This is a genomic window from Nocardiopsis sp. KDC1DS13DA1 (genome assembly GCF_055632325.1).
Genome location: NZ_JBVMUY010000039.1, coordinates 22,974 through 43,119 on the forward strand (window position 1 = coordinate 22,974; position 20,146 = coordinate 43,119).

Below are 20,146 nucleotides of genomic sequence, written 5' to 3' on the forward strand. Positions count from 1 at the left end.
AAGGGCTCACTACTATAACGACATGGCGCGCCAGAACAAGGCGGTATTCGATGGCGGCTGTCCGAACTTCGAGGGCGCGGACGGTTTCCGGGTTAGCGGAAGGTTGGGAACATCTCCTGAACTCGAAGAACGCTTCTCTGAGGGTTGGTTTCGCATCCCTGTCCGGAAGCGGCCATGAAGTTTCGAGTTCGCCCGTGCCCTCCCGGGTAACCGTCTTCGCTGCGAAACTGTCGAAGCGTAAGCGTTCATAAGCGTGGGAGTGCGCGTGTGCTGGTCACACCGATGGGGGAACGGGCGGCATCCACAACCGCCCGGTGAACGCCCTGCGCGCCGCTTCGAACGCCGCCGTGCTTGCCTGCCGAGCCGACGCGGGAGCGCATGCGGTCGGGCCTGCGCTTCTCGCTCCGACCGGTGGCCGTAGGGGATCTTCGCCTGGGTCTTGCCCGGCCTGAGCGCCAGGCGCAGCCAGGTTGTTGGTGAACGGCACCGACCGGGACCGGTCAGTGAAGCCCGGCACCTGGTGTACCCGGCTCCGCAACTGCTCCGGCAGGTTCCGGGCCCGGGACACGGCCAGGTTCCTTCCATGCGGTGGTTTTCAGCAGTAAAGGATTATGCATCCTCATATGCGCGTTTTGTTCGTTAGTCGCCCCAGGCGTGGCAGTGCACACCCACCGGCCGAATCCCGGCTCCGTGCACCCGCTGGTGCAGCCCCGACGCGAGGACGGCCCCCGGTGCGCGAACGGTGCTCGCAGGTCAGGGGCCGTCTTCGATGCGGAGCGGATGACGGGAGTCGAACTGGGTTCGGTAAGTGTCCTGACCTGCGAAGATGCGAGAAATCGCGGGTAGGGGTGTCGTGGTTCCCCTGGTTGTCCCCGGTTGCCCCGTGTTCCGCTGGATCCCGTCCACCCTCCGGAGGCACGGGAAATCGCCAACCTGGTGCACCCGCGCGGGTGTATGGGGCCCTGTTGCTGCGAACGGATTAAAAGTCCACGTGAACGAGGGCGACTGGCGGCGATTTGCCCCGGTTTGCTTTGGCCTGTCAGGGCACCGTCGTGCCACCGGAGACCGTGCGATACCACCCCGCACCGTCGTCGCGAGAACGCCGGTTCACGCTCGAAGCGGAACAGCTACGTCCACACCGGAGGCTCCGTCACGCCCGGCACGAAACAACGCCCCGGGACCGATGCCGACCACGGGCGGTAAGGCCGATCCGACGCGTCCGGGGCGAGGACCTTCACCGCCGGACCACCGGACACCGGGTCGGTGGAGCGCGAGCGCCCTCCGTCGACGCGGCTTCCCCCGGCCAGTAGGATTCCCGCGTGATGATCCCCCCTGCCTCCCCGCCCGCGAACGGTTCCGGCAGGATCCTCATCGGGGTGCTGGTCTGCGTCCTCCTGCTGCTGTCCTCCCTCCCCGGGCTCTTCCAGGTCGCGGAGGGCCTCTCCGGCCGGGAGACCCTGGTGAGCGGTCCGGTAGGCACGTTCACCCCCGTGGACAGGTCGTGCAACAACGGCGGCTGCGCCCTGGTGGGGACGTTCACCAGTGGTGACGGCAGCATCACCCGGCAGGACGTGGTCCTCAGCAGGGACGCCGTGCGGCTCAGCCGCAGCGACCCGATGCCGACCGCCATCGGTGACGTGCGCCTTGGTCCCAGCGGGTTCTTCAGGACGTTCGCCTACACGACCGACTACTCATGGCAGTGGGCCGTGGCCAAGGGGAGCCTGATCGCCGTCCTCGTACCGGTGGTGCTGCTCGGTGTGATCATGGGGATACGGCGTCGCCGGGCCCGGCGACGCCTGTGACGATCGCGCTCATCGTGATGGGGGTGACCCCGTTGGCGGGGGCGTGGCCCGCCACCTCGTACCCGCCGAAGCGGTGGCGGGCACCCGGCACGGTGAGCGCGGCCGTCGGGACTGCCAGCAGCCCGTTCTGCGGGTAGACCCGCTTCAGGGCTTGGGAGACCTCGTCGTCCTCTGCGCTCATGTCGAGGACCGCCTCGATGTCACCTTCGGTGCTGTCCATCAGCATGCGCATGACGTAGAACATCTTGCCGGCCAAACTCGCTGCGGTGATGCGCGTCCGCCCGTTCAGTCCGACCACGAGAACCTTGATCAAGGCATGGGTCTCGTCGGGGGGAGCGCCCCGGTGGTGCCGCGTTGCCCCGCGTTCCGCTGCGAGGTGTGCACCCTCCGGGGGCACATCCCTGGTCGGTTCGGTGCGCCCCCAGGAGGCACCGGGATCCTGTCGTTGCCATCGGATGAGAAGTCCGGTTAATGCGTGCCGCCACGTGTCGCTTCGTACCGTTTCATGTCACCCCATCCGATCCGCCGTGTCGTCTGAGACCGTGTGGTGCTGCCCGGTGTCGTGTCAGTACGGAACTGCGGAGCATAAACGGAGCACACACCGCTGGCTGGCGGCGTCCGATGGCACCTCCAAAGATCCCTGCTTTGGGCTCCAAGGTGTGGATGAGGACTCAGTCCGCACTCTCGACGTGAAAGATTCCCGGCATTGCGAGAAAGTCCTTGGCTGTGCCGAACGGGTGACCATGGGGCGGGCGCCTGCCCAGGAGGCGGGAGGCGCGGGTTCCAGCGAGTGGCGCCGTGGCTTGCACTTCTGATGTTTTCGTCATAAGTGACGATACTATTGTTTGCGGAAGAGTATGCAGAGAAGTGGAGCCGACACCATGCCCCAGGACAGGCAAGACCAGAGCAGCCGCTCGGAGCGTCGCAAGGCCCGGACGCGGGCGGCGCTCATCCGCGCGGCCGGCACCTTCATCGCCCAGAACAGGGTGCACGCCCCGGTCCTGGAGATCACCCAGGCGGCGGACGTCGGCATGGGATCGTTCTACAACCACTTCCAAAGCAAGGAGGAGCTCTTCCTGGCCGCCTTCCAGGAGACGCTGGAGATCCACGGCGCGTTCCTCGACGGCCTCACCGACCACCTCGACGATCCGGCCGAGGTTTTCGCCCGGAGTTTCCGGCTCACCGGACGCCTGCACCGCAAGGAACCCGAAATCAGCAGAGTGCTGCTCAGCGACGGGCTCGCCTTGGCGGCGGACCGCTTCGGACTGGCGCCGCGTGCCCGGCGCGACATCACCGCGGCCAAGGAGCGCGGGCGTTTCTCGATCGCAGACCCGGAGCTGGCGATGGTCGTGGTCGCGGGTGCGGCCCTGATCCTGGGTCGTTTCCTGCACGAGAGGCCTGACCGGGACGATGCCGAGGCCACCGATCAGGTCACCGAGGACCTGCTGCGCATGCTGGGCCTGGAGGCGGAGGAGGCCCGGGAACTCGCTCGGAGCCCGCTGCCCGAGCTGGACACGAGCGGCCTCTACCGCCTCGATGAGTGACCCGGACCGGCTCACTCCGAGAGAGTTGTGGGGGTGGTCTCCGCACGGAGACCACCCCCACACCGTCCTCCCGGTCACGGCGCTCCGCGGTCGGCGGCGTGCCGGGGGCCGGGATCGTACTTCATTCGGTGCCCCGCGCCGTCGTTCCGTCGGCGCGCAGTTTCTCGCCCTCGATGTCCACGTTGGGCAGAACCCGGTCCAACCACCGGGGCAGCCACCATGCGGCCTTGCCGAAGAGGGACATCACGGCGGGGACCAGGGTCATCCTGACCAGGAAGGCGTCCACCAGCACACCCACCGCCAGGGCGAAGGCCATGGGCTGGATGGTGGTGTTGTCGCTGAAGACGAACGACGCAAACACCGCGATCATGATGACGGCCGCGCTCACCACCACCCGGGCGCTGGAACGGAAACCGGTGACGATCGCATGACGGGCCCGGCCGCTGTGGACGAAGTCCTCCCGCATCCGGCTGACCAGGAACACCTCGTAGTCCATGGCCAGGCCGAAGAGCGTGCCGATGAGGACGACCGGCAGGAACGACAGGATGGTCTGGCTCGGGGTCACCCCCAGAAGGTCGGCCCCGTACCCCCACTGGAATACCGCCACCGTGGCACCCAGCGCGGCTCCCATACTGAGGACGAACCCCAGCGCCGCCTTGACGGGTACCAGGATCGAGCGGAAGACCAGAGTCAACAGGACCAGCGCCAGGCCCACCACGACCACGAGGAACAGGGGCATGGCGTCGGCGAGGCGGTCGGAGGTGTCGATGCTCATCGCGGTCGCGCCGGTGACGGAGATCGTCGCGCCGGTGTCGCCCTCCCAGCCCGAACGGGCCTCGCGGATGTCATGCAGCAGTTCCTCGGTCGATTCGTCGGAGGGACCGCTCCGGGGCACCGTGAGGACGATGGCCGTGTCCTCGGCGTCGTTGTACACCGGCGGTTGGACGTCCTCGATGCCTTCGAGGCCCTCCAGTTCCGCACGGACCTGTTCGGCGGCGTCGCCGTCCTCGGACTCGACCGTCACCAGCAGGTAGGCGTTGTAGCCCTCTCCGAACTTGTCGGTGATGATGTCGTACGCCTGGTGCTGGGTGCTGTCGGGCGCGCTGGTCTGGGCATTGGGCAGACCCAGACGCATGTCCTGGATCGGCAGCATCGCCGCACCGAGGATCGCCAGGACACCGATCACGGGCAGCAGCGGTCGGCGGGTGATGATCGCGGCCCAGCGCGACCCCATCGTGGTCTCGGAGGTCAGCGCCTTCTCCGCGCGGGCGCCCAGACCGGGTACCCGCCCGGTGCGGATGCGCTCGCCCAGCAGGCCGAGGACCGCGGGCAGCAGTGTGATGGCGATCAGGACGGCGAAGGCCACGGTGACGGACGCGGCCACACCCATGACGGTCAGGAAGGGGATCTGCACGATGGCCAGCCCGAGCAGGGCGATGACCACGGTGGTTCCGGCGAAGACGACCGCGCTTCCGGCGGTGCCGATGGCGCGGCCGGTGGACTCTTGTGGGTCTATCCCCTCCAGGAGTTGTTGGCGGTGGCGGGCCAGGATGAACAGGCTGTAGTCGATGCCCACGGCCAGGCCCAGCATGAGTGCCAGCAGCGGTGCGGTGCTGGACAGTTCCATGACCTGTGAGAGCGCGTAGATCAGGGCCATCCCCGCTCCGGCGCCGACCAGTGCCATGAGGATCGGCATGCCGGCCGCAACCACGGCACCGAAGTTCAGGACCAGGACCGCCAGGGCGATCAGGAGGCCGACACTCTCGCTGCCGTGCAGACCGGAGATCTCGGCCACGGAGATCGACTGGCCGCTGAATCGGACGGTGAGCCCGGCCTGCTCCGCTTCGCCCCCGCTGTCCAGGAGCGCGTCCACGGTCTCGGGGGGAACACTCCCGTCGGGGTCGGTGAACTGGACCTGGAGCAGCGCGGTGGTGCCGTCCTCGGAGAAGAGGGGGATCTGCTCGCGGACCTGCGCGTCGATCTCCTCGCGCGCCTCCTGGGGGAGGTCGTCCTCCTCGATCATCCGATCCACCTCGGCCTCGACCTGGGAGGCCGCCTGGTCCTCGTCGAAGGCCGGGGCCTGGAGGCGCACCTGTTCGCGGGCCTGCTCCTCGGCCTGCTCCAGGGCCTCCTCGCGCCCCGGGGCACCCTCGGACAGCCGGGCCTCGACCAGGGCACGGGCCTGCTCCACCGCCTCGTCCTCGGCTGCCGCGAGCTCGGAGTCGTACTGCTCCCGGGCCTGGACCATGCCCTCCTCGATCAGGGCGGAACGGACCTCGTCGCTGTGCAGCGCGGTCTCGTAGCCCTCCTGCCGGAGTGCGAAGGGATCGGTGACCGACTCGACACCGTTGATGCCCCCAACGAGCTCGGCGGTGTCACGGATCGCGTCCTCGTACTCCGGGGACGCGACGTCGTCCCCGTCCGGTGCCTCCAGGACGACGGTGGCCTGGCCTCCGCTGCGTTCGGGGAAGTCTTCCTGGAGCATGTCGACGGTGTCCTGCGCCTCGGTCCCGGGGACCGAGAAGGAGTCGCTGACCGGTACGCGGAAGACGGAGGCGGCCGTGCCCAGGACCGCGATCAGGGCGATCCAGGCGAGGATGACCGGCCATCGGTGCCTGTAGGAGAACTTTCCCAGGCGGTACAGGAGTGTTGCCATGGTGTCGGCCCCGTGCTCTGTCGTCTCAGGCTGGAAGCACCCGAGAGAATATTTCTGACGATTCCATCAAACATGATGATTTCATCATATTTTTCGCTCCTGTTGTGCGCGCATCGGCGTCCATCTGCGCTTTTGTGTCCAAGATCACCAGACGGGCTCTTTCCGGCGTCGTGAATCCGAGGTAATGCGGGCATGCCGATGGGCGCCCCGGCGGTCTGGTCGGGACGCCCGTCGCGAGGGTTCGGTTACCGTCTCTCGGTACGGGGGGAGCGGTGCCCGCCGTGGTGCGGTCCGGGCGGCTGCATGAGCCGGAAGACCCACTGCGCGGCCTTGCGCTGCGCGCCGTCCCGCACCCGTGAGAGGAGGGCCGCCGGGGCGGGCGGAGCGGGGAGGCGGGACAGCAGGGCCTTGGCGTTGCCGCGGCCGATCGCCACCGCGAGATCCGGGCGTACCGCGCTGTCCAGGGCCGCGGTGAAGTAGCGCCCGGCGGCCAGGGGCGCGAAGGGCCAGTCGCTGCCGAAGAGGACGTGCCCGGGGCGGGCGAAGGCCAGCAGGGTCGGCAGGGTGGCGGGGCTGGAGGACAGCGCGGTGTCGAAGTAGAAGCCGCGGAAGTCCTCCAGGACCTCCAGCGGGGTGCGGCCGGTGTCGTTGGCCAGGGCCACCGCCATGCGGTGCGAGGCGTAGGGCAGGAACCCTCCGGCGTGGCTGAGGATGAAGCGGATGTCGGGGTAGCGGTGCACGACCCCGCTGCGTACCAGCAGGTAGGCGGCGCGGGTGGTGTCCAGCAGGAAGTCGGCCGCGAACGCGGGGATGCCCTCCACCGACGGCCCGGGCAGGTCGGCGGGGTGGACGAACACGGTCGCGCCGCGCTCGTTCAGCCGTTCCCACAGCGGCTCCTGCCCCGGGCTGCCGAGGTAGGTGCCGCAGGAGTTCGCCAGCAGCGTCACACCCTCGGCCCCGAGTTCGTCCAGGGCCCGGACCGCTTCCGCCGCCGCGGCCGCCACATCGGGCATGGGCAGGGTCGCGAAGAACCCGAACCGCTTCTCATGCCCGGCGTGCAGGTCGGCGCAGAAGTCGTTCAGGCGGGACGCCATGGTCCGCGCTTCGCCGGGGTCGGCGATGAAGCCCGTTCCCGGGGTGGAGACCGACAGGATCGCCGTGGCCGTTCCCAGGGTCTTCATGGCCTCCAGAGCGGCCTCGGGACTCCACTCGGGCAGCTCCCGGCCTCCGGCACTGTCGATACCGGTCTTCTCCAGCGCTTCGCGATAGAAGGGCGGGATGACGTGCTGGTGCACGTCCACACGCAGATCGATCATGACCGTCCCCCGTCCGATGCCGCTCGCGCCGGGAGGAGGTCCAGTGCGATGTCGGTGATCATGTCCTCCTGGCCGCCGACCAGCCCCCGTCGGCCGACCTCGACGAGCAGGCTGCGGGCGTCCACCCCGTGGCGTTCGGAGGCCGCCTCGGCATGGCGCAGGAAACTGGAGTACACGCCCGCATAGCCCAGGGTGAGGGTCTCCCGGTCGACCCGGACGGGCCGGTCCTGCAAGGGGCGGACCAGGTCGTCGGCCGCGTCCTGGAGGGCGAACAGGTCGCAGCCGTGCTTCCAGCCGAGCCGGTCGGCGGCGGCGACGAACACCTCCAGGGGCGCGTTCCCGGCACCGGCCCCCATCCCGGCCAGTGAGGCGTCGACGCGCAGGCACCCCGCTTCCACGGCCGCGATGGAGTTGGCCACGCCCAGGGAGAGGTTGTGGTGGGCGTGGACGCCGATTCCGGTGACCGGATCCAGCTCACGGCGCAGGGCGGCGACCCGCCGTGTGACGCCGTCCATGGTCAGGGCCCCGCCCGAGTCGACGACGTAGACGCAGGTGGCGCCGTAGCCCTCCATGAGCTTGGCCTGGTGGGCCAGTTCGTCGGGCTCGGCCATGTGGCTCATCATGAGGAAGCCGACGGTGTCCATCCCCAGTCCACGGGCGGCGTCGATGTGCTGGGCGGAGATGTCGGCCTCGGTGCAGTGGGTGGCCACCCGTACGACGGAGGCACCCGCGGCGTGGGCCCGGCGCAGGTCGTGGACGGTGCCGATCCCGGGAAGGAGCAGGGTGGCGACCCTGGCCCGGGTGACGGTGGCGGCGACGGCCTCGATCCATTCCAGGTCGGTGTGGGCGCCGAACCCGTAGACGCAGGAGGACCCGGCCAGGCCGTCGCCGTGGGCGACCTCGATGGAGTCCACCCCGGCGGCGTCCAGCGCGGCGGCGATGGCGGTGACCTGGGCGATGGTGTACCGGTGCCGGACGGCGTGCATGCCGTCGCGCAGGGTGACGTCGCTGATGTAGAGGTCGGTCATCGTTCCGCTCCCGCGATGGTGGGCGTGGTGAGTGCGATGCGCTCGGCGGTGGCCACCGCCGCCGAGGTCATGATGTCGAGGTTCCCGGCATAGGCGGGCAGGTAGTGCGCGGCGCCGGTGACCTCCAGCAGGACGGTGACCCGTGTCCCGGTGAACACCGGGTTCCACGGGGTGTGCAGCGGGTTCCCACGGCCGAAGGTCTCGAACTGGACGTCCTGTTTGAGCCGGTAGCCGGGTACGTAGGCGCGTACCCGCTCGGCCATGGCCAGGACGGAGGAGGCGATGGCGTCGTGGTCGCAGTCCCCCTCCACCAGGCAGTAGACGGTGTTGCGCATGAGCATGGGCGGCTCGGCCGGGTTGAGGACGATGACGGCCTTGCTGCGTCGCGCGCCCGCGACCGTGCGCAGGGCGGCGGAGGTGGTCTCGGTGAACTCGTCGATGTTGGCGCGAGTTCCCGGCCCGGCCGAGCGCGAGGCGATCGAGGACACGATCTCGGCGTAGGCCACCGGCGCGGCCCGCCCGACGGCGGCGGCGATCGGGACAGTGGCCTGGCCGCCGCAGGTGACCATGTTGAGGTTGGGCTCGGCCAGATGGGTATCCAGGTTGACCACCGGGACGCAGTAAGGGCCCATGGCCGCCGGCGTCAGGTCCAGCATCCGCACCCCGGTCGGGGCCAGCGCCGCCCAGTTGGCGCGGTGGGCGGTCGCCGATGTCGCATCCATGACCAGGCGCACGTCGGAGAACTCCGGCAGGGCCAGGAGCCCGTCCACCCCCTGGGTGGTCGTGGCGACGCCGAACCGCCGGGCACGCGCCAGGCCGTCAGATGCGGGGTCGATGCCGACCAAGGCCGCGACAGTCAGCGGGCCCGGGGAGCGGTGGATCTTGATCATCAGGTCGGTGCCGATGTTGCCCGATCCGATGATGGCGACCGGCATCGGAGAAGGGGGAGTGGTCATCGCGGACTCCTCAGAGGAAGGACACCGAAACCGCGCCCAGGATGTCGAAGCGCGCCTCGACCCTGTGCCCGGCGGTGACGAAGGGTGCGGTGGTCATCGCGCCGGGCAGGACCACCTGTCCGGGGCGCAGGTCGGCTCCGAAGCGCCAGAGGGTGTTGGCCAGCCAGGCGACCGCGTCGGCGGGGTGCCCCAGGACCGCGGCCCCAGATCCCGTGGCGGCGGACGCACCGTCCACGATCAGCTCCACCGACACCTCCGCCAGATCGGGCACCTTCTCCAGGGGGACCCAGGGTCCGTGGACCACCGCGGCCGAGCTGGCGTTGTCGGCCACGGTGTCGGCCAGGGTGATCTTCCAGTCCCGGATGCGGCTGTCCACGATCTCCAGGGCGGGGGCCACCGCCTCGGTCGCCTCCAACACCTTCTCGCGGGTCACGTCCGGGCCGCGGAGCCCACGGGAGAGCAGGAAGCAGATCTCCGGCTCCACCCGGGGGGCGCAGTACCGGGAGGCCCGCACCGCACCGCCGTCCTGGACCACCATGTCGTCGAGCAGGTGGCCGAAGTCGGGTTCGTCGACGCCCAGCAGCTCTTGCATGGCGGCGGAGGTCAGCCCCACCTTGTGGCCGACCAGGCCCGCACCGTCCCCCAGACGGCGGGTCACGTTGCGCAGCTGGATGTCGTAGGCGTCGGCCACCTCCAGCCCCGGGTAGGTGCGGCTCAGGGGTTCCACCGGGCGTACTTCGGCCTCCGCCTGCCACAGTGTGCGAGCCGCTGCGCTCCATGCCGCATCGTCCAGGGTCACTTCGTCTCCTCCTCGGTCATCGCCATGAGTCCTTCGGCCCGGTCCATCACCATGTGGGCGTAGTCCTCGAACACCTCGACGAGGTCCAGTTCGACATCGCTGATCTGGTAATGCACGAACAACCCGTCCGCGCCTGCCAGGGCCAGGATGACGAGGCGCTCGATCCGCTCCTGCTCCAGCGCCGGGTAGAGGGTGCGGGCCATCTCGGCGATCCGGGTGCGGGCGATCCCGCGGACCCGGAGGAACATCTCTCTGGCCCGGGGCTCCTGGGGGCGGCGCTCCATGGCCAGCATCAGTCCCAGCCGCAGGAAGTCCGGCTCGTTGACCAGGGACTTGGCCACGGCTCGCACCATGGCCACGACGCGTTCGCGCGGTGTGCCGGTCTCCTCTCCGGGGAGCCGTACCTGGCCCAGCCAGGCGTCGAAACTGCGCTCGATCACCGCGGCGATCAGGTCGTCCTTGTTCTCGAAGTGCCAGTAGATCGAGCTGGCGGGCAGACCGCACTTGGCGCTGACCGCGGCGATGGACGTCCCCTCGTACCCGCGCTCTCCGGCGATCTCGACGGCGGCGTCGAGGATGCGCTTGCGCGATTCCACGCCGTCGGCACGCCGACGGCGTCCACGTGTGGTTTCACCCACCGGGTCACCTCCTCTTCGTCTGGTCGTCCGTCTGGTCGCTCTTGACCGACCAGGTCATGTCACCTTAACGTATCGATCACTCCAATTGGAATGGTCACTACAACTAGAGTGATCGATACAGCAAGGTGGACCAGTGAGCAGTGAAGAGCCCTATGACGTGGCGGTGATCGGCTACGGCCCCACCGGGGTGACCGCGGCCAACCTGCTGGGCGCGCTCGGGGTGCGCACGGTGGTGATCGAACGCGACGCCTCGGTGTTCTCCCGTGCCCGCGCCATCTCCACCGACGAGGAGGCCATGCGCATCTGGCAGGGCGTCGGCCTGGCCGAACGCCTGAAGGAGGACATGTTGGCGGATCGGCCCATCGACTTCGTCGATGAACGCGGCCGTTCCTTCATCCGCGCCGACCTGGCCCCGCGCGGCCACGGCCACCCGCCGCAGATGTTCATCTACCAGCCCGCCCTGGAGGAGGTGCTCCGCCGGGGTGTGGACCGCTACCCCCACGTGGAGGTCCTGCTCGAACACGAGTGCCTGCGCCTGTCCCAGGACACCGACGGCGTCACCCTGACCCTCGCCGACCTGCGGAAGCAGACCCTGAACCGGCTGCGCGCCCGGTACGTGATCGCCGCCGACGGCGGATCCAGCCTCAGCCGCGCCCAGCTCAACATCGGCTACGAGGGCCGCACCTACGAGGACCGCTGGGTGGTCATCGACACCGAGATGATCCGCCCCTGGGAGGGCCACGACCGCCTGCGGTTCCACTGCGCCCCCGACCGGCCCGCGGTCGACTGCCCCACACCCCTGGGCCACCATCGCTGGGAGTTCCCCGTCCTGCCCGGAGAGGACGAGGCCCGCCTGACTCAGGACGAGACGATCTGGGAACTCCTGGAGGGCTACGGCATCGGTGAGGAGCATGTCAAGATCCTGCGCGCCACCGTCTACAGCCACCACGTCCGCTTCGCCGACCGCTGGCGTTCCGGCCGGATCTTCCTCGCCGGGGACTCCGCCCACGCCATGCCGCCCTGGATCGGCCAGGGTATGGCCGCCGGCGTGCGCGATGCGGCCAACCTGTGCTGGAAGCTCGCCGCGGTCCTGCACGGAGAGCTTCCCGAGACCCTGCTCGACACCTACCAGGACGAACGCAAGCCCCACGTCAAGGGGGTGACCGACCGGGCCGTCTTCGTCGGGCGGATCATCACCGAGCGCTCCCGCGCCCTGGCCCGCGTGCGCAACCCGCTGCTGCGCGGGCTAAGCCGTGTGGACCGCCTCAACCGCACGGCCCAGCGGGCCTGCTGGATCCCCGAGGCCCGCTACCCCAAGGGCTGGAGCTCACCGGTGCGCACCTCGGCCGACCGGCGCCGCATCCCCCAGCCCCGGGTGACCTCCCACGACGGGCAGGGCATCCTGCTCGACGAACTCCTCGGGAACGGCTGGTCCCTGGTGCACGCGGGCGTCCGACGGCCCCAGCCCGCCTGGGACCCCCTGGGCGTCCCGTCGATCACCGTGACCCCCGCCGGCCGCGCACCGGCACCCGGACCCGGCACCGTGGTCGACGAGCAGAACGTGCTGTGGGACTGGATGGCCCGCCACCGCGTCACGACGGTGGCCCTGCGCCCTGACGGCTTCGTCTACGCCGCGGCCCGCGCGGGCGGCCCGCTGCCCGTGCCCCCACCGGGATTCGCCCCGCCCCCCGCCCCCCGCCCCGTACCCGCCGTCAACGAATGAGGAACACCATGACGACCACAACACCGGCCATGCAGGAGCGGCTGCTCGACGTCGCCGGAAAGAAGATCTTCGTGGCCGAGACCGGGGAGGGGGACCCGGTCGTACTTCTGCACGGCGGCGGCCCCGGGGCCTCGGGGCTGTCCAACTACGCGCGCAACATAGCACCCCTGGCCGAACACCACCGGGTCATCATCCCGGACCTGCCCGGCTACGGACGCAGCACCAAGGGAATCGACGGCCGGGACCCCTTCGGGTACCTCGCCGACCACATCCGCGGCACGCTCGACGCCCTGGGCATTGAGAAGGCCCACCTGGTCGGCAACTCCTACGGCGGCGCCTGCGCCCTGCGCCTGGCCCTGGACACCCCCGAACGCGTCGACCGCATGGTCCTCATGGGGCCCGGCGGTGTCGGCACCACCCGCACCCTGCCCACCGCCGGCCTCAAAACACTGCTGGGCTACTACACCGGCACCGGCCCCTCCCGGCGCAAGCTGGAGAAGTTCATCCGCGAGTACCTGGTCTTCAACGCGGCCCTGGTCCCCGACGAGGCCGTTGAAGAGCGCTACCGGGCGAGCATCGACCCCGAGGTCGTCGCCTCGCCACCGTTGCAGCGCCCCTCCGGCCCGGGCGCCCTGCGCACCCTGGTCCGGATGGACTTCACCCGCGACCCGCGCCTGCGTCGGCTCCCGGTCCCCACCCTCGTGCTCTGGGGAGCCGCAGACAAGGTGAACCGGCCCGGCGGGGGCCGCATGCTCGCCGAGCGCATGCCCAACTGCGACCTCTACCTCATCGCCAACACCGGCCACTGGGTGCAGTGGGAACGGCCGCGGCTGTTCAACCGCATCTGCGCCGACTTCCTGGGAGGACACCGATGAACATCCCGGCCGACCTGAGGGGCCCCTCCATTTTCGGGGCCGTCCACCTCGGATACATCGTCATCGAGACGCAGAGGTTCGCCGACTGGCACCGCTTCGGGACCGACGCCATCGGTATGCACGCCGACCGCCTCGACTCCGACCACCTGCGGTTCCGCATGGACGACCAGGAATGCCGCTTCCTGCTCAGGCGCGGCCCAGCCGAGGACGTGGTCGCTGTGGGCTGGCACATCGACGATCACACCGCCTTCGAGCGCATCGAAGCCCGCATCCGGGCCCACGGCGTGCCCCTGGTCCAGGGCACCGAACACGAGGCCGCCCTGCGCGGAGTCGAACGCCTGCTGCGCTTCCGCGGACCCAAGGGCATCACCCAGGAGATCTACACCACCCCGACGCTGTCCTCCGAACCGCTGGACATGCGCTCCGCCGGGTTCGTCACCGGCGAGAGCGGGATGGGCCACATCGCGCTGACCTCTACCAAGCCCGCGCAGATCCGCGGGTACTTCAACAACGTCTTCGACGCCCGGCTCACCGACTACATCGACGAGACCATCAGCGGCGCCAAGCTCAAGATCCGCTTCCTGCGCGTCAACGAGCGCCACCACTCCATCGCCGTCGCCGCCACACAGGGCCTGGCCCTGGACCCCATCCGCACCCGTGTCCAGCACCTCAACATCCAGGTGGCCGAACTCGACGACCTGGCGCACAGCTACGAGCGGGTGTGCGAACTCGGCTTCGACATGGCCCTGGCCGTGGGCCAGCACACCAACGACAAGGAACTCTCCTACTACGCCCAGACCCCCTCGGGGTTCGAGTGGGAGGTGGGCTGGGCCCCCATCGTGATCGACGAGGACACCTGGGAGCCCACCACCCACCAGGGGATCAGCATCTGGGGGCACAAGCCGGTCGGCCAGACCATCACCGACAAGCTCGAACAGTTCCGCCGGGGCGCCCTCTCCCTGGCCCACCGCGAGGACACCGTTCCGCAGCTCAGCGGGACGGGCCTCCCCGACGACTGATCCGGTTCCCTGGGCCCCGGAGCACACATCCGCCCAGGGCCGCCACCGCCCGCCTCCCCTCTGCCATGCCCGTGGGAGGGGGCTTGACGGTGTCCCCCAGCGGTGTGGCTTTTCCCGCCCTCTCCTCATGGATGAGCGTCGTTGGCGTCCGCCGGATGGGCGTCCCGCCGCCACCTTCGGTGGCTTTGGTGCCGGACGCGATAGAGGCCGTTGGCATGTGCTGGGATCGCCTCCCGTCACACCAGTGCCTTCATCACACCCGGCACGAAGGATGTCTCGTAGCGAGTGAGACCGAGACAGTGGTGTGTGCCAGGATCGCCCCCCTCTGTGCCCGGTCTCCCGCCGCCGCCAGGTGTCGGGCGACCGGGCGCCAGGTCGAGGGGCCCGCGGACGGACTGTGCACGAGGGCGAAGGTCGGTCGCATGGTGGCCATCCTGTCGCCCGCGCCCCCGCGGGCGCGACCGTCTCGGCCGACAGTAGAACACCCGGCCTCGCACACGCCCGCGCGCCGTCGCGCTACCGGCGTTCGACCTTTCGCGCGGGAGAGGGCCGCGCCTCGGCACGCCGTGTCCGTGTCAGCCGCGGGTCCGGACGTAGCGTTGGGCGACCTGGCACCGGAACGGGTCACCGTCGAGATAGATCTCGCGCGGCGATCCGGACGGGCGGCGCGCGTGGCGCGTCGCGGCGTCGCGGACCGCGTCGAACGCGCGCAGGATGGTGGGGAACTGGACCTCGCCGTAGGCCACGTCGACGAACAGCTCGGATCCGGCGGGTTCGACGCCGTCCGCGCCCGATCGGTCGGTGACGGGCACGCGCACCTCCACGGGCCCGTCCGACTCCCAGCTCACCTCGCCGTGGTAGACCACGACCAGGGGCCGCGGCCGGTCCGGCGCCGCACCGGCCCGCTGCGAGAGCGCGGCCGCGGCGCGCTCGATGTGCAGGGGCAGGTCCGCGGCGGTCGTACGCACCGTCCGCGAGACGAACGGCTGCTCCGGAACGTCGCGACTCGACACCTCCGGAGTGTCCTGCGCGGATGCCGACCCGTCCTGGAGGAGACCGACGGCGAGGCTGTCGAGCAGCGCGACCGCGCGCTCGTGCGCACGGACCGCGTCGGTGCGGTACGCGTCCAGGAGCTCGCGCCGCTCGTCGGCGGTGGCGTCCAGGATCGCGCCGATGCGCTCCAGCGGCATGCCCACGCGGCGCAGCAACGCGATCGTGCGGGCGCGCTCCGCCTGCGACGGGCGGTAGTGCCGGTATCCCGTGTACGCGTCGACGGCGTCGGGCAGGAGCAGCCCGCGCCGCTCGTACAGGCGCAGCGCCTTGGGGGAGAGCCACGTGAGTCGGCTGAACTCCCCGATCGACAGCCTCGCGTCGGTGTCGCTCATTTCAGCAAGTATGCGACCTCGACGGCCCACCTGCTCCGATCCGGTTCGGACTGCGGGTCGGTGAGGAACTGCTCGGTGCGCGCGTGCCAGTGGATGCTGTCGGCCCGCTCGTCGATCGCCAGTTCCAGACCCTGCACCTGCGCCCACTCCCACATGTCCTGGTGGGTCCGGGCGAGCACGTCCGGGCCGCCCTGCGGGCGCGCGAGAAGGTAGCGGCCGGCCGGGATCGTTCCGGTGGTGAACCCGTCGCCGATCTCCAGGCACGCCGGTACGGGGACGCAGACCGTGATGTCCATCGGGTCCGCGGCCGTCTTCAGGCGGTGGTACTGGTAGATCGGCCCGCCCCGCGGAATCCCGCCCGCCTCGGCCAGGGCGCCGTAGATCCGCGGGACGTGGGCGTTCACCAGGTCCCAGTGCGCGAGTTCGGCGGTCATCGAGACGCCGACCCAGGGGCGCTCGGCCCGCTGCTCGACGGTGAATGCGCTCATCGTCTTCCTCGTGGTCGCCACCCGTGGTTCGGGTGGGTCAGGACCAGCCGACACCTTCCCCCAGGGGCAGGGTCAAGCCGGACCGCCGGGAGACGATCTCGCCGGTCATCACGCCTGGCGCGGGGCGTAGCGGTCCAGCAGCTCCAGGGCGGTGCGCAGCTCCGCGGCCCTGGCGGTCCGACCGGCCGCCTCGTAGCCCTCCAGCGCGCCGCGGAGCTCGTCGCTCTCGGCCCGGACGATCAGGGTGATGTCGGCCTCGGACAGTTCGCGGCGGGGCACGTCCCGGGCGAGGCCGGTGGCGGGCTGTGCCGGGCCGTGGTCGTCGGCCGGGACGGCCTCGGCGTTGTCGATGGCGGCCAGTACGGCCCGCAGGGTCGAGGCGCTGGCCCGGTCCCGGTCCCGCATGGCCTGTCGGAGGTCTCGTCTGAGCATGGCGCGAACTGACATGGCCCCGATGCTAGGGGCGGGTGACACCCGCCTCAACCGATTAATCCGGTGGCCCCGGACCGCCCGCGCCGACGGCCGTGCGGGGTGATCGCTGAGGGCGAACACGTGGATGGGAAGATAATCGGACTCCTTTTTATTGAGTCTGTTTAACTCAACTAGGAGGATTCATGAGTGAGACTCCCGCCAGCGTGACCTTCCCGGTGCTTCCCCTCGACGACGACGTCGTCCTGCCGGGCATGGTCGTACCTGTCGACATGACCGAACCCGAGGTGCGCGCGGCCGTCGACGCCGCGCAGGCCGTCGCGCGGTCGGGCGGTCACCGTGACTCCGCGAAGGGGCCCGAGGTCCTGATCGTGCCGCGGGTGGACGGCTCCTACGCGGCCGTGGGCACCGTCGGCATCGTCGAACAGGTCGGACGCACCCCCGAGGGAACCCCCGCGGCCGTGCTCCGAGGCACGGCCCGGGCCCGCGTCGGCAGCGGAACGACCGGCCCCGGCGCGGCGCTGTGGGTGCTGGCCACCGTGCACACCGAGCCGCAGGGCGAGTACCCGGGCAGGGTGCTGGAGGCGGCCCGCGAGTACAAGTCGCTGCTCACCACCTACCTGCACAAGCGCGGATCCTGGCAGGTCCTGGACGGCGTGCAGCAGATCACCGACCCCAGCTGGCTCGCGGACCGGGGCGGCTACTCGCCGTTCCTGAACGCCGGGCGCAAGCTCGAACTGCTGGAGACCTACGACGTCCTCGACCGCCTGCACCTGCTCACCGAGTGGACCCGTGAGTACCTCGCGGAGCTGGACGTCACCGAGAGCATCGACCGCGACGTCCAGGAGGGCGTCGACAAGCAGCAGCGCGAGTTCCTGCTGCGGCGGCAGCTGGAGGCCATCCGCAAGGAGCTCAACGAGCTCGACGGCCGCCCCGGCAGCGAGGAGGACGACTACCGGGCGCGGGTGGAGGAGGCCGACCTGCCCGACCACGTCCGCAGGGCCGCGCTGGACGAGGTCGACAAGCTGGAGCGGGCCGGAGACTCCTCGCCGGAGTCCGGGTGGATCCGCACCTGGCTGGACACCGTCCTGGACATGCCGTGGAACGAGCGCACCGAGGACGCCTACGACATCGCCGGGGCCCGCGAGGTCCTGGACGCCGACCACACGGGCCTGACGGACGTCAAGGAGCGGATCACCGAGTACCTGGCCGTGCGCAAGCGCCGCGCGGACCGGGGACTGGGCGTCATCGGCGGGCGCCGCAGCGGCGCCGTGCTCGCCCTGGTCGGCCCGCCTGGGGTCGGAAAGACCTCGTTGGGTGAGTCGGTCGCGCGCGCCATGGGACGGAAGTTCACCCGCGTGGCGCTCGGCGGCGTGCGGGACGAGGCCGAGATCCGCGGCCACCGCCGCACCTACGTGGGCGCCCTGCCCGGGCGGATCGTCCGGGCGATCCGGGAGTCCGGTTCGATGAACCCGGTGGTGCTCCTGGACGAGATCGACAAGGTCGGCTCCGACTTCCGCGGCGACCCCACGGCGGCGCTGCTGGAGGTGCTGGACCCGGCGCAGAACCACACGTTCCGCGACCACTACCTGGAGGTCGACCTCGACCTCTCGGACGTGGTGTTCCTGGCCACCGCCAACGCCCTGGACACGATCCCCGGCCCGCTGCTGGACCGGATGGAGCTGGTGGAGCTGGACGGCTACACCGAGGACGAGAAGGTCGCGATCGCCCGCGACCACCTGCTGCGCAGGCAGGTCGAACGCGCCGGGCTGGTCTCCGACGACGGTGTGCCGGAGGTGGAGGTCACCGAGGACGCGCTGCGGTCGCTGGCCGCGGAGTACACCCGCGAGGCCGGTGTGCGCGGCCTGGAACGCACCATCTCCCGCATCCTGCGCAAGGTGGCCTCGGCCGCGGCCCTGGGAGAGCGGGAGGTGCCGGTCCGGGTGGAGGCCGAGGACCTGCGCGGTTACCTGGGACGGCCGAGGCACACGCCGGAGTCGGCGAGCCGGACCTCGGTTCCGGGCGTGGCCACCGGTCTGGCGGTGACCGGGGCCGGGGGAGACGTCCTGTTCGTGGAGGCGTCGCTGGCCGACCCCGAGTCCGGGGCGGGCGGGCTGACGCTGACCGGCCAGCTCGGCGACGTGATGAGCGAGTCGGCGCAGATCGCCCTGTCCTACCTGCGCGCCCGGGGCGCCGAACTGGAGCTGCCGGTGGGCGACCTCAAGGACCGCGGTGTCCACCTGCACGTTCCGGCGGGCGCGGTTCCCAAGGACGGGCCCAGCGCGGGCGTCACCATGACGACCGCCCTGGCCTCGCTGCTGTCGGGGCGGCCCGCGCGCGCGGACGTGGCGATGACCGGTGAGGTCTCGCTGACCGGCCGGGTGCTGCCGATCGGCGGCGTCAAGCAGAAGCTGCTGGCGGCGCACCGGGCGGGGATCACCACGGTCCTGATCCCCGAGCGCAACGAGCCCGACCTGGACGACGTTCCGGAGGAGGTGCTGGAGCAGCTGACCGTGCACGCGGTCGGCGACGTGCGCCGGGTGCTGGAGCTGGCGCTGGAACCCGCTCACCCCTCGCCCGCCGCCACCGGCGGGGACGCGTCGCGTTCGGTCCGGGTCTGACCGGGAGCCGCCGCGGCCCGACCCGTGATCCCGCCGCCCCGCGGGCCCCGAAGCCGGGACCCGCGGGGCGGCTCCTTCCGTGGACGCGCCCGCCGTCCGCGTCACGGTGCCGCCCGCGGCCCGGCGCGGCGGCCGGTGCGCCGGACCGGACCCCTCACCCGGCCGGTGACCGCCCCGGCAGGTCGGGGACGAGTGCGGCCAGGGCCGCCCGGGTGGACCCGGCGCCGGTGTGCGCAACGGCCCGCATGCCGACCGCCCGGGCGCCCAGCACGTTGGGTTCGGCGTCGTCGACGAACACCACGCGGTCGGCGGGCAGACCGAGCCGGTCGAGGGTCAGCTCGTAGATCGGGGCGTGCGGCTTGCGCAGGCCGACCTCCCCGGAGATCACGACCGGGTCGAGGAGCGCGTCGATGCGCTCCCGGGGGTAGGTGTTGCCCCAGCTGTTGGACAGCAGCGCCACCCGGACGCCCAGGTCGCGCAGCTCCTCGGCGAGGGCGTACATCGCCGGGTCGGGGCGCATGCCGGCGAACAGCCGCCCGAGCAGGCCGTTCGGGTCGACCGGCCGCCCGTCGACGGTGCCGAGTCGGGCGGCCAGGAGCGCGTCGAACTCCGCCACGGACAGCTCCCCGGTCTCCAACCGGTGGATCGGGGTGCCCTCCGGGGCGTCGCGCGAGAGCCAGGCCCTCAGGGCGCGGGTGAACGACTCCGGGTCGATCCCGTCGGATGCCATCCAGGCGCCGATCGTGTCCCGGACCGGTCCGGTGAGGACGCCGCCGTAGTCGAACACGACGGCGTCGACTTGGCGCTCGCCGGTCATCGGATCACTCCTCGCCGGGTGTGCGGGCCGGTCGGGTACTCCTCGATGTC

General features: G+C 70.6%; 17 protein-coding genes. 6 read left to right on the forward strand and 11 right to left on the reverse strand.

What is annotated here, in order from left to right:
* Nucleotides 1–1,319: 1,319 nt before the first annotated feature.
* Nucleotides 1,320–1,802: a hypothetical protein gene (locus ACTVAJ_RS25300; protein WP_470390767.1), complete on the forward strand. Its 483-nt coding sequence runs from the start codon at nucleotides 1,320–1,322 to the stop codon at nucleotides 1,800–1,802.
* On the opposite strand, the gene ACTVAJ_RS25305 is transcribed toward ACTVAJ_RS25300, so the two are convergent.
* Nucleotides 1,762–2,115, reverse strand: coding sequence for a hypothetical protein (locus ACTVAJ_RS25305; protein WP_470390768.1), 354 nt, complete (start codon nucleotides 2,113–2,115; stop codon nucleotides 1,762–1,764). The genes ACTVAJ_RS25300 and ACTVAJ_RS25305 overlap by 41 nt on opposite strands.
* 568 nt (nucleotides 2,116–2,683) lie before the next feature.
* Between ACTVAJ_RS25305 and ACTVAJ_RS25310 the strand changes: the two genes are divergently transcribed.
* On the forward strand, nucleotides 2,684–3,346 hold the full coding sequence (locus ACTVAJ_RS25310) for a TetR/AcrR family transcriptional regulator (RefSeq protein WP_470390769.1): 663 nt from the start codon (nucleotides 2,684–2,686) through the stop codon (nucleotides 3,344–3,346).
* A gap of 121 nt (nucleotides 3,347–3,467) precedes the next feature.
* Here ACTVAJ_RS25310 and ACTVAJ_RS25315 read toward each other — a convergent pair whose 3' ends face one another.
* From ACTVAJ_RS25315 to ACTVAJ_RS25340, 6 genes are all read right to left on the reverse strand, one after another.
* On the reverse strand, nucleotides 3,468–6,002 hold the full coding sequence (locus tag ACTVAJ_RS25315) for an MMPL family transporter (RefSeq protein ID WP_470390770.1): 2,535 nt from the start codon (nucleotides 6,000–6,002) through the stop codon (nucleotides 3,468–3,470).
* A gap of 245 nt (nucleotides 6,003–6,247) precedes the next feature.
* Nucleotides 6,248–7,318, reverse strand: a complete 1,071-nt coding sequence (locus ACTVAJ_RS25320) for an amidohydrolase family protein (protein ID WP_470390771.1) — start codon at nucleotides 7,316–7,318, stop codon at nucleotides 6,248–6,250.
* On the reverse strand, nucleotides 7,315–8,346 hold the full coding sequence (dmpG, locus tag ACTVAJ_RS25325; protein WP_470390772.1) for a 4-hydroxy-2-oxovalerate aldolase: 1,032 nt from the start codon (nucleotides 8,344–8,346) through the stop codon (nucleotides 7,315–7,317). The genes ACTVAJ_RS25320 and dmpG overlap by 4 nt, the downstream gene beginning before the upstream one ends.
* Entirely contained in the window at nucleotides 8,343–9,302 is a 960-nt protein-coding gene (locus ACTVAJ_RS25330; RefSeq protein WP_470390773.1) for an acetaldehyde dehydrogenase (acetylating), read from the reverse strand. Before ACTVAJ_RS25330 ends, dmpG begins: the two co-directional genes overlap by 4 nt.
* Nucleotides 9,303–9,312: 10 nt before the next feature.
* The gene (locus tag ACTVAJ_RS25335; protein WP_470390774.1) at nucleotides 9,313–10,101 is read right to left on the reverse strand and encodes a 2-keto-4-pentenoate hydratase; all 789 of its coding nucleotides are present in this window, start codon (nucleotides 10,099–10,101) and stop codon (nucleotides 9,313–9,315) included.
* Nucleotides 10,098–10,739, reverse strand: a complete 642-nt coding sequence (locus tag ACTVAJ_RS25340; RefSeq protein WP_470390775.1) for a TetR/AcrR family transcriptional regulator — start codon at nucleotides 10,737–10,739, stop codon at nucleotides 10,098–10,100. Before ACTVAJ_RS25340 ends, ACTVAJ_RS25335 begins: the two co-directional genes overlap by 4 nt.
* Before the next feature lie 133 nt (nucleotides 10,740–10,872).
* On the opposite strand from ACTVAJ_RS25340, the gene mhpA reads away from it, so the two are divergent.
* Genes mhpA through ACTVAJ_RS25355 form a run of 3 tightly spaced genes read left to right on the forward strand, consistent with a single transcriptional unit; the run spans nucleotide 10,873 to nucleotide 14,356 of the window.
* Nucleotides 10,873–12,462 (forward strand): bifunctional 3-(3-hydroxy-phenyl)propionate/3-hydroxycinnamic acid hydroxylase MhpA, encoded by a 1,590-nt coding sequence (mhpA, locus tag ACTVAJ_RS25345; RefSeq protein WP_470390776.1) that lies wholly within the window; start codon nucleotides 10,873–10,875, stop codon nucleotides 12,460–12,462.
* A gap of 8 nt (nucleotides 12,463–12,470) precedes the next feature.
* On the forward strand, nucleotides 12,471–13,337 hold the full coding sequence (locus tag ACTVAJ_RS25350) for an alpha/beta fold hydrolase (protein ID WP_470390777.1): 867 nt from the start codon (nucleotides 12,471–12,473) through the stop codon (nucleotides 13,335–13,337).
* Entirely contained in the window at nucleotides 13,334–14,356 is a 1,023-nt protein-coding gene (locus ACTVAJ_RS25355) for a VOC family protein (RefSeq protein WP_470390778.1), read from the forward strand. The genes ACTVAJ_RS25350 and ACTVAJ_RS25355 overlap by 4 nt, the downstream gene beginning before the upstream one ends.
* Nucleotides 14,357–14,931: 575 nt before the next feature.
* On the opposite strand, the gene ACTVAJ_RS25360 is transcribed toward ACTVAJ_RS25355, so the two are convergent.
* The 3 genes from ACTVAJ_RS25360 to ACTVAJ_RS25370 form a co-directional block, all read right to left on the reverse strand.
* Nucleotides 14,932–15,741 (reverse strand): MerR family transcriptional regulator, encoded by an 810-nt coding sequence (locus ACTVAJ_RS25360; protein ID WP_470390779.1) that lies wholly within the window; start codon nucleotides 15,739–15,741, stop codon nucleotides 14,932–14,934.
* Nucleotides 15,738–16,229, reverse strand: coding sequence for a GyrI-like domain-containing protein (locus ACTVAJ_RS25365; protein ID WP_470390780.1), 492 nt, complete (start codon nucleotides 16,227–16,229; stop codon nucleotides 15,738–15,740). Before ACTVAJ_RS25365 ends, ACTVAJ_RS25360 begins: the two co-directional genes overlap by 4 nt.
* A 108-nt stretch (nucleotides 16,230–16,337) precedes the next feature.
* Complete coding sequence (locus tag ACTVAJ_RS25370; RefSeq protein ID WP_470390781.1) at nucleotides 16,338–16,676, reverse strand: GatB/YqeY domain-containing protein; 339 nt, start codon at nucleotides 16,674–16,676, stop codon at nucleotides 16,338–16,340.
* A 167-nt stretch (nucleotides 16,677–16,843) separates the two neighbouring features.
* Between ACTVAJ_RS25370 and lon the strand changes: the two genes are divergently transcribed.
* A complete protein-coding gene (lon, locus tag ACTVAJ_RS25375) occupies nucleotides 16,844–19,279 on the forward strand; it encodes an endopeptidase La (protein ID WP_470390782.1) in 2,436 nt (811 codons plus the stop codon).
* Nucleotides 19,280–19,433: 154 nt separating this feature from the next.
* Here lon and ACTVAJ_RS25380 read toward each other — a convergent pair whose 3' ends face one another.
* Nucleotides 19,434–20,096, reverse strand: coding sequence for an HAD family hydrolase (locus ACTVAJ_RS25380; RefSeq protein WP_470390783.1), 663 nt, complete (start codon nucleotides 20,094–20,096; stop codon nucleotides 19,434–19,436).
* Nucleotides 20,097–20,146 lie beyond the last annotated feature (50 nt).

What these genes read in the sequence shown, in the direction of transcription:
- ACTVAJ_RS25310 (WP_470390769.1), top strand. Translation starts at nt 2,684, where the DNA reads ATGCCCCAGGACAGGCAAGACCAGAGCAGCCGCTCGGAGCGTCGCAAG.
- ACTVAJ_RS25315 (WP_470390770.1), bottom strand. Translation starts at nt 6,002, where the DNA reads ATGGCAACACTCCTGTACCGCCTGGGAAAGTTCTCCTACAGGCACCGA.
- ACTVAJ_RS25320 (WP_470390771.1), bottom strand. Translation starts at nt 7,318, where the DNA reads ATGATCGATCTGCGTGTGGACGTGCACCAGCACGTCATCCCGCCCTTC.
- dmpG (WP_470390772.1), bottom strand. Translation starts at nt 8,346, where the DNA reads ATGACCGACCTCTACATCAGCGACGTCACCCTGCGCGACGGCATGCAC.
- ACTVAJ_RS25330 (WP_470390773.1), bottom strand. Translation starts at nt 9,302, where the DNA reads ATGACCACTCCCCCTTCTCCGATGCCGGTCGCCATCATCGGATCGGGC.
- ACTVAJ_RS25350 (WP_470390777.1), top strand. Translation starts at nt 12,471, where the DNA reads ATGACGACCACAACACCGGCCATGCAGGAGCGGCTGCTCGACGTCGCC.
- ACTVAJ_RS25355 (WP_470390778.1), top strand. Translation starts at nt 13,334, where the DNA reads ATGAACATCCCGGCCGACCTGAGGGGCCCCTCCATTTTCGGGGCCGTC.
- ACTVAJ_RS25360 (WP_470390779.1), bottom strand. Translation starts at nt 15,741, where the DNA reads ATGAGCGACACCGACGCGAGGCTGTCGATCGGGGAGTTCAGCCGACTC.
- ACTVAJ_RS25365 (WP_470390780.1), bottom strand. Translation starts at nt 16,229, where the DNA reads ATGAGCGCATTCACCGTCGAGCAGCGGGCCGAGCGCCCCTGGGTCGGC.
- ACTVAJ_RS25370 (WP_470390781.1), bottom strand. Translation starts at nt 16,676, where the DNA reads ATGTCAGTTCGCGCCATGCTCAGACGAGACCTCCGACAGGCCATGCGG.
- lon (WP_470390782.1), top strand. Translation starts at nt 16,844, where the DNA reads ATGAGTGAGACTCCCGCCAGCGTGACCTTCCCGGTGCTTCCCCTCGAC.
- ACTVAJ_RS25380 (WP_470390783.1), bottom strand. Translation starts at nt 20,096, where the DNA reads ATGACCGGCGAGCGCCAAGTCGACGCCGTCGTGTTCGACTACGGCGGC.